The sequence below is a fragment of the Clostridium cadaveris genome (assembly GCF_020911725.1).
Classification (GTDB): Bacteria; Bacillota; Clostridia; order Clostridiales; family Clostridiaceae; genus Clostridium_X; species Clostridium_X cadaveris.
The window spans coordinates 2,095,150-2,110,027 of the sequence record NZ_CP076620.1 but is presented as its reverse complement, the minus strand read 5'-3'; the positions used below and the strand labels follow the sequence as shown (position 1 = coordinate 2,110,027).

At 30.8% G+C, this 14,878-nt stretch carries 15 protein-coding genes; 12 read left to right on the top strand and 3 right to left on the bottom strand.

Going from position 1 to position 14,878, the window contains the following annotated elements; genetic code table 11:
• Window positions 1–54: 54 nt before the first annotated feature.
• Window positions 55–1,023 (top strand): aminopeptidase, encoded by a 969-nt coding sequence (locus KQH81_RS09985; protein ID WP_230028186.1) that lies wholly within the window; start codon window positions 55–57, stop codon window positions 1,021–1,023.
• A 60-nt stretch (window positions 1,024–1,083) separates the two neighbouring features.
• On the opposite strand, the gene KQH81_RS09980 is transcribed toward KQH81_RS09985, so the two are convergent.
• Together KQH81_RS09980 and KQH81_RS09975 are read right to left on the bottom strand one after the other, a co-directional pair.
• Window positions 1,084–2,208: a YkvI family membrane protein gene (locus KQH81_RS09980; protein ID WP_027639990.1), complete on the bottom strand. Its 1,125-nt coding sequence runs from the start codon at window positions 2,206–2,208 to the stop codon at window positions 1,084–1,086.
• A gap of 147 nt (window positions 2,209–2,355) precedes the next feature.
• On the bottom strand, window positions 2,356–3,357 hold the full coding sequence (locus KQH81_RS09975; RefSeq protein ID WP_074846297.1) for a sigma-54 interaction domain-containing protein: 1,002 nt from the start codon (window positions 3,355–3,357) through the stop codon (window positions 2,356–2,358).
• A gap of 280 nt (window positions 3,358–3,637) precedes the next feature.
• Between KQH81_RS09975 and KQH81_RS09970 the strand changes: the two genes are divergently transcribed.
• Genes KQH81_RS09970 through grdF form a run of 3 tightly spaced genes read left to right on the top strand, consistent with a single transcriptional unit; the run spans window position 3,638 to window position 6,701 of the window.
• Entirely contained in the window at window positions 3,638–4,045 is a 408-nt protein-coding gene (locus KQH81_RS09970) for a GrdX family protein (RefSeq protein WP_099335605.1), read from the top strand.
• 46 nt (window positions 4,046–4,091) lie between these two features.
• Window positions 4,092–5,378, top strand: a complete 1,287-nt coding sequence (gene grdG, locus KQH81_RS09965; RefSeq protein WP_027639988.1) for a sarcosine reductase complex component B subunit alpha — start codon at window positions 4,092–4,094, stop codon at window positions 5,376–5,378.
• Between the two features lie 12 nt (window positions 5,379–5,390).
• Window positions 5,391–6,701 carry a sarcosine reductase complex component B subunit beta gene (grdF, locus tag KQH81_RS09960; protein ID WP_081670394.1) on the top strand — a complete coding sequence of 437 codons (1,311 nt, stop codon included), beginning with the start codon at window positions 5,391–5,393 and terminating at the stop codon, window positions 6,699–6,701.
• Window positions 6,702–6,798: 97 nt separating this feature from the next.
• Here the strand turns inward: grdF and KQH81_RS09955 are convergent, their stop codons facing one another.
• Window positions 6,799–7,242, bottom strand: coding sequence for a helix-turn-helix domain-containing protein (locus KQH81_RS09955; RefSeq protein WP_022788134.1), 444 nt, complete (start codon window positions 7,240–7,242; stop codon window positions 6,799–6,801).
• A 219-nt stretch (window positions 7,243–7,461) separates the two neighbouring features.
• Between KQH81_RS09955 and KQH81_RS09950 the strand changes: the two genes are divergently transcribed.
• The 8 genes from KQH81_RS09950 (at window position 7,462) to KQH81_RS09920 (ending at window position 14,812) form a co-directional block, all read left to right on the top strand.
• Window positions 7,462–9,207: an ABC transporter ATP-binding protein gene (locus KQH81_RS09950; protein WP_027639985.1), complete on the top strand. Its 1,746-nt coding sequence runs from the start codon at window positions 7,462–7,464 to the stop codon at window positions 9,205–9,207.
• On the top strand, window positions 9,197–10,942 hold the full coding sequence (locus tag KQH81_RS09945) for an ABC transporter ATP-binding protein (protein WP_027639984.1): 1,746 nt from the start codon (window positions 9,197–9,199) through the stop codon (window positions 10,940–10,942). Before KQH81_RS09950 ends, KQH81_RS09945 begins: the two co-directional genes overlap by 11 nt.
• Window positions 10,943–11,132: 190 nt before the next feature.
• A complete protein-coding gene (locus KQH81_RS09940; protein WP_027639983.1) occupies window positions 11,133–12,437 on the top strand; it encodes an MATE family efflux transporter in 1,305 nt (434 codons plus the stop codon).
• Between the two features lie 85 nt (window positions 12,438–12,522).
• The gene (locus tag KQH81_RS09935; RefSeq protein WP_027639982.1) at window positions 12,523–13,344 is read left to right on the top strand and encodes a MerR family transcriptional regulator; all 822 of its coding nucleotides are present in this window, start codon (window positions 12,523–12,525) and stop codon (window positions 13,342–13,344) included.
• Window positions 13,345–13,466: 122 nt separating this feature from the next.
• Window positions 13,467–13,910, top strand: coding sequence for a hypothetical protein (locus KQH81_RS09930; RefSeq protein WP_027639981.1), 444 nt, complete (start codon window positions 13,467–13,469; stop codon window positions 13,908–13,910).
• Between the two features lie 202 nt (window positions 13,911–14,112).
• Window positions 14,113–14,358 carry a hypothetical protein gene (locus KQH81_RS09925; protein ID WP_206152991.1) on the top strand — a complete coding sequence of 82 codons (246 nt, stop codon included), beginning with the start codon at window positions 14,113–14,115 and terminating at the stop codon, window positions 14,356–14,358.
• A gap of 22 nt (window positions 14,359–14,380) precedes the next feature.
• The gene (locus KQH81_RS17610) at window positions 14,381–14,506 is read left to right on the top strand and encodes a hypothetical protein (RefSeq protein ID WP_267890554.1); all 126 of its coding nucleotides are present in this window, start codon (window positions 14,381–14,383) and stop codon (window positions 14,504–14,506) included.
• A gap of 72 nt (window positions 14,507–14,578) precedes the next feature.
• Entirely contained in the window at window positions 14,579–14,812 is a 234-nt protein-coding gene (locus KQH81_RS09920) for a hypothetical protein (protein ID WP_027639979.1), read from the top strand.
• Window positions 14,813–14,878: the final 66 nt, after the last annotated feature.

Sequence of the window (14,878 nt, the reverse complement as noted above, 5' to 3'; positions counted from 1 at the left end):
ATTATATATACGTAGAAAGTTGGAAAGGGGTAAATTTAAATTAGGTGGGATAGTATGAAGAAAATTTTAATGTCTAGGGGAGCAAAAAAGATTGTAGATGTATGTGTTGGAGTAAAACCTTGTGAGACAGTATCAATAATAACAGAACCATTAAAGATTACTATTGCAGAAACAATAGCATCAGCAGTATATGAGGCAGGAGCTGAGCCAGTAATAACTGTTATGATGCCAAGAGAGATAGATAGTACGGAACCACCCAAATGTATTGCAGAAATGATGAAAGCAAGTGATGCATTTATATCCGTTGTTGGTAAATCAATAACCCATACTAACGCTGTAAAAGATGCAATAAAAAATGGATCAAGAGGGGTGGTTTTAACACAGTTTAGCGAAGAAATGCTTATTCATGGAGGATTAGAAGCAGATTTTAAATCTATAGCTCCAGTATGTAAAACTATGGCTGATAAGCTTGCAAATTCAAATGAAGTAGTGCTTACTACAGCTAATGGAACCAACTTAAGATATTCTGCTTTGGGCAGGAGAGGAAATGCTTTATATTGTATGGTTGAAAAAGGGCAATTTTCAACGGTTCCAACAGTAGAAGCAAATGTTTCACCTCTAGAAGGTACGGCTAATGGGATAGTAATAGCAAATGGTAGCATACCTTACCTTGGAATAGGAGTGCTGGATGAACCAGTTAAATTAACAATAGAGAATGGATTTATAACTTCAATTTTAGGAGGAAAACAAGCAAAAATTCTTGAGGAAGATTTGAAAAGCAAGAATGATCCTAATGTATACAATATTGCAGAAATGGGTGTTGGACTAAACCCATGTTGCAAATTTGTGGGTTTTATGCTAGAAGATGAAGGTGTTTATGGATCAGTCCATATAGGAATAGGAACGAGCATAACTTTAGGAGGAACAGTTAAAGCTTCATGCCACTATGATTTGATAATGAGAGATGCAACTATAGTAGCGGATGGAGAATTATTAATGGAGTCTGGAAAAGTAAAATTCTAAAATTACTTAAAAGTGAGAAAGCCCTGAGCAGTAAAAAGTTTACTCAGGGCTTTTATAATTTTATTTTACCTGTTCTTCAATGCTAGATTTATTCTTAAATATGCGTATAATACTTCTTATAAACATTATTATAAGAAGACCAACTCCAACATATCCGTTGATTACATAAACTATATTTATAAGTTTTGCAAATGGAAGTAATAAACCTATTATTGTACCAATTACTACTAAAACTGCTGTTAATATTTTAAAGTTTTTGCTTTCATCTTTGGTAAACCTTGAAGAAACATTCCAAAGTAGTGGTACAGAAGTTGTATATATACCTGCCATAATTATTATAGCAAAAACCGTTGCTAGAACTGGATGTATATTTCTAGCTAAATGAAGCATAGGTATTTGACTTCCTGCTACAGTATTTATACAAGAAAGAAGTCCTAAAGCCACAACAATTACTGCTATTGAGAATGAAGTTGCGCCAAGTGCTCCGCCTATAGCAGCTTCTTTTTTATTTTGTGCTTGAGTTCCCATGGCAGCTAAGAAACCAGCAAGCCATAGCATGCAGAATCCAACGTAAGAGAAGGCTGCAAATATCCAATTAGTAGAAGCTTTTATTAAAGTGCCTTGAGAGTCGAGAGATTTTAAAGAGTTGTCTACTATAGAAGGAGATAAATTACTGAAATTTTGAAATATTGCGACTAATCCAAGTAGTATAGAGATTATTACGATGACAGGACCGATTTTGCCTATTATATCTACAATTTTATTTAACCCCATAATAACAGTAATTAGGGCTAAAACAGCCATCAAAATCCCGCCTATATATACAGATAGACCATAATGTTGATTTAAGGTAGCACCTGCACCAGAAATCATTACAGTAAAGGATAAAAAGCAAAAGAAAGTAGAGAAATAATCAAAGAAGGTTCCAAGCTTGTTGCCACAGTAATATCTATAGATATCACTGCCTTTATCAAAGTTTTCTCTTTGACCTACAGTTAAAAAGCTAACACCTACGTAAGTTAAAAGAAGCAAGGTCAGAATGGCGCCTAAAACGCCTAAGTATCCATAAGACGCGAAATACTGAAGAACTTCTTGACCAGTAGCAAAACCTGAGCCTATCAAAAAGGCGGTAAATGCTCCAGCAAATTTAATGACAGTTTTTAAACTAACATCATGTTTACTCATAAATAGCTCCTTTCAAAATTGATAGTATCTCTATCAATTCGCTTAATACATTACGATTCTATGAGGGTGAATCTCTGTATTAAAAGAGTATTTATATAACTAATGTAACAACGTTTACAGTTAATGTCAATAAAATCTTTTAGACATTTATCGTCGTATATTATATAGATTAATCTTATTAAATAGCTGCCTAGAACTTATTTGTAGTTCCTTGGAGGCTTTTGTTACGTTCCAGCCGCATTTTTCTAGTACCCATATTAAATAATCTTTTTCACAAAGTCTTTGATATTCTTTGAAAGGTATTATCTTTGAAAATTTTTCTTTGGAAGGTGAGTATTTTGTATCATCGCTATCTATTAAAGGTCGTTTTATGGATTTTATTATAGGTATTCCATCTTTTGTTATAACACCATCTTCAGATAATACTACCATTCTATCGATTATACTTTTTAATTCTCTAATATTCCCTGGATAATCATATTCATATAAAAAGTTATGAGCTTCTTTGGAAATACTTTTTATTGTTATATTATTTTCTTCTTGAGATGATTTTAAAAAGAAATTTATAAGGTCCTCTAAGTCCTCTGATCTTTCTCTGAGAGGTGGAACTTCTATTACGATAGTACTAACTCTATAGAGAAAGTCTTCTCTGTACTCTTTGTCCTGAACGGCTTGTATCAAATTTCTGTTTGTAGCACTTAAAAGACGAAAGTCAACTAGATTTTCGATATTACTTCCTATCCTTGAAATGCTTTTGCTTTCTAGGACTCTAAGAAGTTTAATCTGAGTTGGAAGATCAATATCACCAATTTCATCTAAAAATAGGGTTCCCTGATTAGAAGTTTCAATCTTACCGGCTTTTGACTTATTAGCACCAGTGAAAGCTCCTGGCTCATATCCGAAAAGTTCAGATTCTAAAAGACTAGATACATATGAACTACAATTTATTGCAACAAATTTTTTATTTTTTCTATTGCTACAGGCATGGATATATTTTGCTGCAATTTCTTTCCCGGAACCTGACTCGCCAAGAAGAAGGATATTAGCCTTTGATTTTGCTACCTTTTCGCAGGCATTTAGCATTTTAATATATTTAGGACTTTTACTGTTTAATTTATATTTTTCTAAAAAAGATGATTTGAAAGTCATGAAGCACCCTCCTTGAATATCTATATATTTCCAATATATATGAAATAAATTTCATTGTAAAGAAGTTTATTTCATAGTTTTTAATAAGTTTTCTTAAAATAGAAAAATAAAAAAAGTATATTCATCAATAGAACATAGATGTACTATAGGAATTTTTGATAAATACATATTTTGGCACGAATATTGCTAAGTTTATTTATATACGAAATATGAGGGTGAATTTAGAAAATGTTTTAGAAAAATCATAAGTACACATGAAAATCTAAATTACTATAAGGAGGTGCTAGAAATAGAACATATAGAAAAACTTTGTCTTATAACAAATAACTATGATGCATATGAAAAATACAAAGATATGATAAATGTTGAATTTAAAGATGACAGCTATATAAACACAATGTATGCAATAAGAGATAAGATTCATTTAGGATATGTATTATTAACTCATCCTATGGCAGGAAGTTTAAAACCAAATCAAACCCCTTATAAATCAGTACTGCTTGTGAAAGCAGAGAAGATAGATTATGAAAGTATAGCATTAATAGAAAATGCTATAGAAAGTAGTTTGAAATTTTTAAAGCAAAGAAAACTTCCTAATTGGTCAGAAAAATGTCTTAAGGATTTTAGAACTTTAGATTTATCGTTTATAGACGGCGCTTTTTTAAGACAGCACTCAATTATTTTTTAATTATTAATATAAAAAAATCATTACTATATCAAAAGGAGAGATGATTATGAAGTTAGAGTTAGGTAAAATTAAGATCTCTGATGTTCAATTTGGAGCAGAGACAAAGGTTGAAAATGGCACGCTTTTTGTAAATAAGCAGAAAATTATTGATCTTGTTTTAGAAGATGAAAGGCTTATAAAAGCTGATGTTGAGCTTGCTAGACCTGGTGAATCTGTACGTATTGCTCCTGTTAAAGATGTAATAGAGCCAAGAGTAAAGGTGTCAGGAGATGGTGGAATCTTCCCAGGAATATTAGACAAAGTTAAGACTGTTGGTTCAGGAAGAACTCACGCATTAGTTGGGGCTACAGTAATAACCTGTGGAAAGATAGTTGGCTTTCAAGAGGGACTTATAGATATGAGTGGGCCTACTGCAAAATATACACCTTTTTCTCAAACTAATAATGTATGCGTGGTTATAGAAGGAAGAGCAGATTTAGATACACATGCTTATGAAGAAGCAGGCAGAATGGCAGGATTAAAAGTAGCAAAATATGTAGGAGAAGCAGGAAGAAATGTTGAACCGGATGAAATCGTTACCTATGAAACAAAGCCTCTATTAGACCAAATTAAGGAGTATCCTGATCTTCCAAAGATAGGATATGTTCATATGCTTCAATCTCAAGGTTTATTACATGATACTTACTATTATGGTGTAGATGCAAAGGTTATGCTTCCTACATTTATGTATCCAACAGAAATAATGGATGGAGCTATAGTAAGCGGTAACTGCGTTGCCCCTTGTGATAAGGTTACAACCTTCCATCACTTCAATAATCCAGTTATTGAAGATTTATATAAGAGACATGGAAAGGATCTTAACTTCATAGGAGTCATACTTACAAATGAAAACGTTTGGCTTATGGACAAGGAACGTTCTTCAGATATGACTGCTAAACTTTGCAGACATTTAGGATTGGATGGAGTTATAGTTACTGAAGAGGGCTATGGAAATCCAGATACAGATTTAATGATGAATTGTAAAAAGGTTTCTAGGGAAGGTGTTAATGTAGTCCTTATAACTGATGAATTCCCAGGAAGAGATGGTAAATCTCAATCTGTAGCAGATACTGTAGAAGAAGCAGATGCAGTGGTTTCTTGTGGAAATGGTAATATTATAGAGTATTTTCCACCAATGGACAAGATTATAGGTACTCTTGATTATATTGAAACTATGATAGGTGGTTATGAAGGAAGTCTTAAGGAAGATGGAAGTATAGAGGCTGAAATTCAAATAATCATAGCTTCAACAATAGCAAACGGATACAATAAACTTGCAGCGCAAGGGTTTTAATAGGAGGTTATTATGAGTAAATATAAGGTAGTTCAATATATTAATCAATTCTTTGCTCAAATAGGTGGAGAGGAAAAAGCAGATGTCCCTCCACAAGTTGTTAAAGGAATAGTTGGTCCAGGAAATTTATTGGCAGCTAACTTAGGACCTGACTATGAAATAGTTGCAACTGTAATATGTGGAGACTCATATTTTGGAGATAATTTAGAAAAAGCAAAAGCTGAATTAATAGAAATGATAAAAGATAATAATCCTGATTTATTTGTAGCTGGACCTGCATTTAATGCTGGAAGATATGGTGTTGCTTGTGGAACTATGGCTAAGATGGTTTTAGATGAACTTAACATCCCTGTTATAACTGGAATGTATAAAGAAAATCCTGGTGTTGATATGTTCAAGAAGGATTTGTATATAGTAGAAACAGAAATATCAGCCGCAAAGATGAAAAATGCTATGGAAAAGATAGCTGTTCTTGCAAAGAAGATGATAAACAAAGAAGAAATAGGATCTCCAGCTGCTGAAGGTTATATTGAAAGAGATATAAGAGTTAACTATTTCAATGAAAGAAGAGGTTCTGAGCGTGCAGTTGAAATGCTTCTTAAGAAAATTAAAAAGGAAGAATTTAAGACAGAGTATCCAATGCCTGTATTTGATAGGGTTGATCCACTTCCAGCAATAAAAGATATATCAAAAGTTAAAGTTGCTGTAGTTACATCTGGAGGAATAGTACCTCAAGGAAACCCAGATAGAATAGAATCTTCAAGTGCAACAAAGTATGGCATTTATGATATCACAGGAATGAATTCCATGAGCAAAAAAGATTTCATGACAATCCATGGGGGGTATGATAGAGCTTTTGTTACAGAAAATCCTAATCTTGTAATTCCTCTTGATGTATTAAGAGATCTTGAACGTGAAGGCGTCATAGGAGAACTATGCAATTACTTTGTATCAACTACTGGTACTGGAACTTCTGTAGGAAATGCTAAGGGATTTGGAGAAGAATTCAGTAAAAAATTAGTAGCAGATGGGGTAGGAGCTGTATTATTGGTTTCTACATGAGGAACTTGTACACGTTGCGGTGCAACAATGGTAAAAGAAGTTGAAAGAGCAGGAATACCTGTAGTTCATATGGCTACTATAGTTCCTATTTCATTAACAATTGGAGCAAATAGAATAGTTCCAGGTATAAGTATACCTCATCCTCTTGGAAATCCTAATCTTCCAGAGGAAGGAAGCAAGAAACTAAGAAGACAATTAGTTGAAAGAGCACTTAAAGCATTACAAACTGACATAACAGAACAAACAGTTTTTGAAAAGTAGTATAACAGTATTCCATAATCAATAGGAGTTCTGTGGAGGCTGCCAGAAATGCTTATCATTGAATAAGAGATTTCTGGTAACCTTTCAGAACTCTATTTTATTTATCCTTTAAAGGCATCCTATATTCTTCTCTTTGAGGCCAAAATAGTTTGAAAGCAAGCTTTTCCATATCTCTCTTTTGTTTATAGCTCACTCTAAGGGTTATATTTGAAGGTATATCTATCATTTCAGGCACATCTTTTAAAAGAGTATTTATCTTTACATTATCTTTTAGATTTCCTGCCATACTTATTAAATCTGAAAGAAGAATTTCACACTGGCCTGTAGAATCCTCTAGAATTTCAAATTTTTCTTCTTTATTTGCGTATTCATAAGAATCTCCAGATGAAATCCAATTCATGAGAGCAGTTTTGCTAAATCTCCACTCTCTGCCTATCTTTCTAGCAGGTATATGTTCTTCACGTAATAATTTTATAAGAGTTCTCTCGCTAACGCTTAAGAAATCACAAGCTTGCTCTAAGTTTAAAATATCACTATTCATAAGGAACCTCCAATTTATCTAATTAAAAAAATCTTCTGATGATATAAGTAAAATTATATATTAATTAATAGAGGTGGTCAATTTTAAAATGTAAAACTTTGATGTTTAACATTAATTAATTGTATTTTAATATATTAATAATTGAATATAGTGTAAAAAAGCAGTAATATTGATTTTAAGGATTAGCTTAAAAATAATATAAGGAGGAAAGAAATTATAATGTCAGCTTTAAAGGTAGAGCCTATGAAAAATTCTGATAATATAATAAATTACTGGAAGAAGGAAAAGCTTGCAGTAGCATGCATAGTTATTTTTGGATTATCTTTTAATACATCAATTGTATTAGGACCAATATATCAAGGAAAGCTTATAGACTCCATTGTAGGAGGAAAAGATTTAAAATCTGTCCTAAATGTTGCGGCAGTCTATGTGGCGATTATTGGAACTATTCAATTATTGAGGTATTTTAAAAGATTTTACATAAGAAGGTTTGCAAATAGTACAAGTGCCACCATGCGACTTATGATATACAATAATATAATTCACAAGTCGTCAAAAGAATTAGATGATGAAAATTTAGGAAATCTTATGACTAGGTCTATATCAGATGTAGACCTTTGTGTAGAAGGTATGAGAAAGTTTACTACAGAAGTTTTTGACACAGGTATACTTATGATATCTTATTTGGTGTCCATGCTATTTTACGATGTAAGGATAACAATTAGGGCAGTTATTTTTATACCCATAGCAATGTTTTTAGCTGAAAAACTAAAGGGAATCATATATAAATATTCAGCAGATTTTCGTAAAAAGAGTAGTGAAATTACTGATCTTACTTATGACATAATTGAAAATTCAATGTTATATCGTGTAAGCGGCATGGAAGTAAAAAATAGAGGAAAATACTGTGATGAACTTCAAGATTTACAAATAAAAGCCGTAAAGGCAAATATCCTAGAGAATTCTATGCAGCCTATATATAATATCATAGCCATGATAGGGGTAGTTATAGTTATATATCTTGGTGGAATAAAAGTTATAGAAGGCGGATGGACTGTAGGGGAATTTTCTACTTATATAGCTATGTTTACAGCTATGGGAGTCAAAGCAAGCAAGGCAGCAAAGCTTTTTAACTCAGTTCAGAAGTCTCAGGTTTCATGGAAGAGAATTAAACCTTATTTAAATGAGTATAAAAAGAAAGATATGATAGATCACATAAGAGAGGAAAACATAATACTTAAAGTAGAAAAATTAAGTTTTAGATATAGTAAAGAAAAAGAAGCCATAGTAAGAGATATTAGTTTTGAGGGAAAATCTGGAGAAATAATAGGTATTACAGGACCCATAGGATCTGGAAAGTCTACTCTTATATCAGCTTTGCTTGGATTATATCCTTATTCAGGTAGCATAAAGATAAATGACAAAGAGCTTAATGATTATTCAGAATATGAGAGAAGCGAGATGATATCTTATTTAGGACATAATCCACAGCTTCTTTCTGATAGTATATATAACAACATAACTTTAGGAGAAGACAAAATTATAACAGATGTTCTTGAGGATGTATGCTTTCATAAAGATTTGTCATTAATGATTCATGGAAAAGATACTTTGGTTGGAAATAGTGGTGTAAGGCTTAGTGGAGGACAGCAATCTAGAATAGCTCTTGCTAGAGCCCTTTTAAAGAAGAATAAGATTATTATTTTAGATGATCCATTTTCTGCCGTTGATATGAAGACAGAGGATGAAATTATTAATAACCTAAAGAATAACTATAAAGATAGTTTAATAATCTTAGCATCTCATAGGCTAGCAGTATTTAATAAAATCGATAAGATAATATTATTAAATAGTGACAAGACTGCGGAGTACGGAACTCACGAAGAAATGTTAGGGAAATCACGTGTTTATGAGACTATTTATAATTTGCAATGTATGGAGGAGGGAAGGAAAGATGAAAGCTAGTTTGATAAAATCATCAGCAATTAAAGTGTTCAAGGATAATGTTGGATTAACTATAATATTAGCATTTGCTATACTTGCTGTAGTAATAGCATCACTTATTCCTCCTCAAATTTTAAAATATATAATAGATTATAATCTTGTTCCTAAAAATAGAGAAAAACTTTTAATAATGGCTATGTCATATATTCTTGTGCTTCTACTTATTGGAGTATTTGATTTTTTGAAGGAAGCTTTTATTACTATATTAGGACAAAAAATTACCAAGGAAATAAGAATTGAAATGATATATAAACTTGAAAGGCTGAACTTCTCTTTTTTTTCTAGTAATGGCTCTGGTGCAGTAGTTTCAAGGTTTACAAATGATATTGAAGCAATCAATTCTCTATTTACAAGTGGAATAATAAGCATGATAGTAGATTGTTTTAAAATTATAGGGATAATCGCATCAATATGTATGTTTAGTATAAAACTTGGCATTTTAACGTTGATATTATTACCTATAATTTATGGTATAACAAGAATCTTTCAGAAAAAAATGCTTAAAGCTCAAATTGAGAATCGAGTGTTAGTAGGGAAAGTAAACAATCATATTTCAGAGAGTTTGAAAAACATTCAGATGATTAAAGTATATAACAAGGAAGATTACATGGAAAAGAATTATACTGAATATCTTCTTGATAATTATAAAACCATTGAAAAGGTAAACTTCTATGATTCCGTATTTTCACCAATAATACAGATAACAAGAGCAATAGTTATTGCATTAATTGTGATTTTATCCTCTAAGCAGCTTAATTATTTAGGTATATCTTTGGGTATGGTTGCGGCATCTATTGAATTAATATCTAATTTGTTTTCACCCATAGAAAACTTAGGAATGGAACTTCAAAACATACAACAGGCAGTGTCTGGAATTAAAAGAGTAGACGAGTTTTACAATGAGCCGGAAGATGATGGTAAGAAAGATGAACTTCAATCAGAGAGCATAATTCCAAATAGAGGTGATATTAAAATAAGTTTTAATAATGTAACATTCAAATATGATGAAGATACAGAAGTATTAGAAAATGTAAATCTAACTATCGATACAAATGAAAAGGTCACTTTTGTAGGGAGAACTGGTGTTGGAAAATCTACATTATTTAAGCTTATCATGGGAATTTTAAAACCATCTGAAGGCAGTATAACTATAAATGATATTGATGTCTATGATATACCAAATGTAGAAAAACGAAAAATATTTGGGTATGTGGATCAAAGTTTTCACATGATAAAGGGTACTGTAATGGATCAAATCACTATTCAGGATGATAATATCACCCAAGAACAAGTGATGCATGCTTTAGATTTCGTTGGTATTAAGGAATATGTAGATTCATTAGAAAATGGAGTTTATACCGAAATTGTTGGTGACAATATTTTTTCTCAAGGACAGAAACAGCTTCTATCAATAGCAAGGGCAATAGTAATGAATCCTCCAATTCTTCTTTTAGATGAAATTACAGCAAATCTAGATTCGTTAACTGAAAAGAACGTAGTAAATGTTCTATCTAAAGCTAGTAAAGATCATACAATATTATCTATATCTCATAGATTATCATCTATTGTTGCAAGTGATATTATTGTGATTTTAGATAATGGAAAAATTAAAAATTCTGGTTCTCCCGAGATGCTTTTACAAAATGATGATTGGTATCGCAGTCATATTGCATTAGAAAGATTAACTTGGAGTTAAAAGATTAAAAAACTTCTGCTGTTTCATGTGACCTCCATAAGTTAGAACCAAAAATCTAACTTATGGAGGTCAGTTCAGTTTTAAATAACAGCAGAAGTTTTTATCATATTAAACAAAAAAACTTGACTCTATAGTAGGTATAGAGTTTATTATAAAAAATAGCGTAAAAAAATCATTGCAGGAGGTAAATATGATAAAAGAATTTTTCAAATATGCAGTACCATCGGCACTTGCTATGTTTATTTCATCACTTTATACGGTAATAGATGGAATATTTGTGGGACAAGGAGTAGGAGATACAGCTTTAGCATCAGTAAATATAGTACTACCATTTACAGTTATGTTATTTGGACTAGCTTCCATGTTTGCAATTGGAGGAGGAGCATTAGTTTCTAAAAATATAGGAGCTAAAAATATAGATAGAGCGGTAAACATTTTTAGACAGGTGTTTAAATTTCTTTTGATAATCAGTGGAATAATAAGTATCATATGTATAGTGTTTACAGAACAGATAGTGACAGTGCTTGGAGCGACAGAAACTTTAAAAGAATTATCAGTTCAGTATTTGAGATTCTACGCTATATTCTGTATTCCAAACTTAATTGGTATAGTTTTAAGCAGCTTTGTTAGAAATGATGGAAGACCAAAGCTTGCAATGGTATCGACTATAGCGGGAGCAATAACAAATATAATATTAGATTATGTATTTATATTTAACTTAGGACTAGGAATAAAGGGAGCAGCTATAGCTACAGGACTAGGACAAATAATAACAGTTGGAATATTATTACCTCATTTCATAATGAAAAAAGGATATTTAACATTCGGAAATGTAAAGATAAATAGAAATGATCTTAAAGAGTTTTCATTAATAGGGTTTCCTTCTTTCTTTGCACAAGCAAGCTATTCTTTGATGGTGCTTATACACAATATAGTGTTAGTTAAGTTTATCGGGGAAATGGGAATTTCAGCTTATAGTATAATAAATTATATAACAACTAATACTTATATGGTTCTATATGGATTAACTTTAGGGGTACAGCCTCTTATAAGTTATAACTACGGTAGAAAAGATGGACATAAGATGCTTAAATTCTTTAATATAACATGTGTCTCTTCTTTGACAGTAAGTGTAGCCTTTATACTTATAAGTTTCTTATTTGGAAAGAGCCTTATAGGGATATTCACACAGGACCCTGTAATCTTAAATCTTGCATATACAGCACTTAGAATAGCAAGTGTAAGCTATATTGTAGTTGGATTAAACTTAAATACTTTAGTTTATTTTCAAGCTATAGAAAGACCAAAGTACTCTAATTTAAGCTGTCTTTTAAGATCCGCTATATATCTTCCAATATGTCTTCTTGTCCTTTATAAGATATTTGGAAATAACGGAATATGGGCAGGTACAATAGCATCAGAAAGCCTTACGTTTATAACAATAAGCATAATATCAAATATAAAAACTTCTACTAAAGAGGCAATCGCTGCCTAGAGGTAAAGAGCTATGTCTGCAACACAGACATGGCTTTTTTTTATACTATATTTAGGTTAAAATAACTATCATGGAGGTGAGAAAAATGAATACTAAATTTTCCATTGGGGAAGTTGCAAAGCTTCATAATATTTCAGTCCAAACTTTAAGACATTATGACAAGATAGGTCTTTTAAAACCAGCATATGTAAATGAAAGCAGCAATTATAGATATTATTCGGTAAAACATTTCATAATGATTGACTTTATAAAGCAGTGTAAAGCTATGGGCTTGTCGTTAGATGAAATAAAAATTCTTATAGATAATTATACTTCTATAGATTCGATTTTAGATGTAATAACAAAGCAGAAAGAGATGATAGAGGAAAAGATATCAGAACTTCAAAATATAAAAAGCAATATATTTTTTCTAGAGGATAGAATTCAAACTATTATGAAAGAGGGGACTAATAAAGTTTTTATTAAGCATATTCAAGAAAAGAAATTCATAAAATACGACAATACAAAACGGTATACAGAAGAATTTGAAATTAATTTAAGTAGAATCTTATCATCAATAGAGCAAAAAAGAGGATGTTATAATAAAGAACTTGCATTTTTAACTTCTTATGAAGATTTTAGAAAAAATAATAATCTTGAATACCATACTATGATGATAAATATAAATGATACATCCATTGTTGGGGATAATGAAATCATCACATTTAAAGAAGGAGAATATTTAACCATAAATTTTGATGATGATTACAAAGATACAAGTAAGTATTATAAAAAAATACTACAATACATTGATGAACATAATATTAATGTTACAGAAGACTTTTATGAGATATATGTAATGACAAGAGTAGGTACAGAAGGCAAAGAAAAATCTCTGGGACAAATACAGATAAGGATAGATCAATAATACAATAGTTGAACGTAACATAAATCTTAATAAAATCATATAATAATTACAAAAAATACTTAAACAAAATATATATAAGTAATGTTTTGGATAGTATTATAAAGTTTTAAGAGGTTATTATAATGAGTACAGGTTCAAAGCTATCTCCAGAACAAATAAGGAAATTAGAAGATCAGTTAAATACTATAATTGAATCTCAGAAATATTTGCTATATCTTACAGCCTCTACACTGATATCTTACAATAATTTAGAAATACAAAAACAGCAGATTATTGATAGTTTAAATAATGTAAATACTACAGGAAATAGTTCTGACATAGAAGATTATATATTTCAGATGAGAATGATATCAAGTGCTTTAGTTATTGAAGCTCTGACATTTTATTTTAATTTATCAAAACAAATTAGTGAAACTGATACAGATAATGCTATAGAAAATAATTCAAATAAAGTGAATCATTTTTTAGATGGACTTGCATTATTCATAATTTATGAAAGGGCAATAGACAATATCATTACTTATAAGAATAGGGTTATAAACCCTGAAGATATAGACTTAACTTAATATATTTATTTAAGCTGGTTAATGATTTATTATGCATTAACCAGCTTTTTATTTTAGAACTAAATATTAAAAATGCTAAAGAAATAAAGAATAAGTAAAAATATTTACAAGAATTGGGAAAGATGAAATTATTTATGGGAAATACGCTTTACTTTCATCTCCATCTCTTCTTGCACTTTTACCACTATTAGTATATTTAATTATGGTATTTAGAAACAAATCAAATTTAGCAGGACTAATGGTAGGAGTAATAGTTGCAGCAATTTTAATCGGACAGGGACTTGCAGGTTTATCAAAAATAATTGATAATTCATTAGGTTCATTCCTAGTAATTATTGGAATAATAATAATGTTTGGAAGTGGACTTGGATATTTAATGAACAAAACTAAAGTAAGCCATACTATGGTTTATTGGATAGTAAAAGGTATAGGAGTAAATAGGTGTTGAAGTTTATGAAATAACCGAAGATATGATAGATATAAATAAAATAATCATAACACCAGAGCAAAAATGTACAACTATATTATTTTTAATAGCTTTTGTACTTTTAGTAGGATTTGGTGTTGTAACAAAACAAGAACAAATTATGCTATAATAGTAATGCTTATATTATCTATAATACTTACTATAAGCAGCTGCTGTTGCAGAGATAACAATAGTTCACAAGATGTTTATCGATTTAGTTACATCTGTTGGGCTTCCAATGGTAGTATGGGCAATCGCAATCTTAGCAGCTACAAGAATCACCGGATCACTATATCCAACAGCAAATTTAGCAGGTCAGCTAGGAATTGCCAGATGCAATAATATGAAAGAAGTTTTGAAGGCATGCTGGATAGGTACTGGTGTACTTTGGATATGGGTTATGATTTGGGCATTTATTGGACCTGTGATTGCATAATAATAAAATATAAAATCATGCTAATAATATATGATATATATTGTTAGCTAACAAAGGAAATGGAGG

Excerpts from the sequence above, each read along its gene's own strand:
- KQH81_RS09985 (WP_230028186.1), top strand. The coding sequence starts at position 55 with ATGAAGAAAATTTTAATGTCTAGGGGAGCAAAAAAGATTGTAGATGTA.
- KQH81_RS09980 (WP_027639990.1), bottom strand. The coding sequence starts at position 2,208 with ATGAGTAAACATGATGTTAGTTTAAAAACTGTCATTAAATTTGCTGGA.
- KQH81_RS09975 (WP_074846297.1), bottom strand. The coding sequence starts at position 3,357 with ATGACTTTCAAATCATCTTTTTTAGAAAAATATAAATTAAACAGTAAA.
- grdG (WP_027639988.1), top strand. The coding sequence starts at position 4,092 with ATGAAGTTAGAGTTAGGTAAAATTAAGATCTCTGATGTTCAATTTGGA.
- KQH81_RS09955 (WP_022788134.1), bottom strand. The coding sequence starts at position 7,242 with ATGAATAGTGATATTTTAAACTTAGAGCAAGCTTGTGATTTCTTAAGC.
- KQH81_RS09950 (WP_027639985.1), top strand. The coding sequence starts at position 7,462 with ATGTCAGCTTTAAAGGTAGAGCCTATGAAAAATTCTGATAATATAATA.
- KQH81_RS09945 (WP_027639984.1), top strand. The coding sequence starts at position 9,197 with ATGAAAGCTAGTTTGATAAAATCATCAGCAATTAAAGTGTTCAAGGAT.
- KQH81_RS09940 (WP_027639983.1), top strand. The coding sequence starts at position 11,133 with ATGATAAAAGAATTTTTCAAATATGCAGTACCATCGGCACTTGCTATG.
- KQH81_RS09935 (WP_027639982.1), top strand. The coding sequence starts at position 12,523 with ATGAATACTAAATTTTCCATTGGGGAAGTTGCAAAGCTTCATAATATT.
- KQH81_RS09930 (WP_027639981.1), top strand. The coding sequence starts at position 13,467 with ATGAGTACAGGTTCAAAGCTATCTCCAGAACAAATAAGGAAATTAGAA.
- KQH81_RS09925 (WP_206152991.1), top strand. The coding sequence starts at position 14,113 with ATGGTATTTAGAAACAAATCAAATTTAGCAGGACTAATGGTAGGAGTA.
- KQH81_RS17610 (WP_267890554.1), top strand. The coding sequence starts at position 14,381 with ATGATAGATATAAATAAAATAATCATAACACCAGAGCAAAAATGTACA.
- KQH81_RS09920 (WP_027639979.1), top strand. The coding sequence starts at position 14,579 with ATGTTTATCGATTTAGTTACATCTGTTGGGCTTCCAATGGTAGTATGG.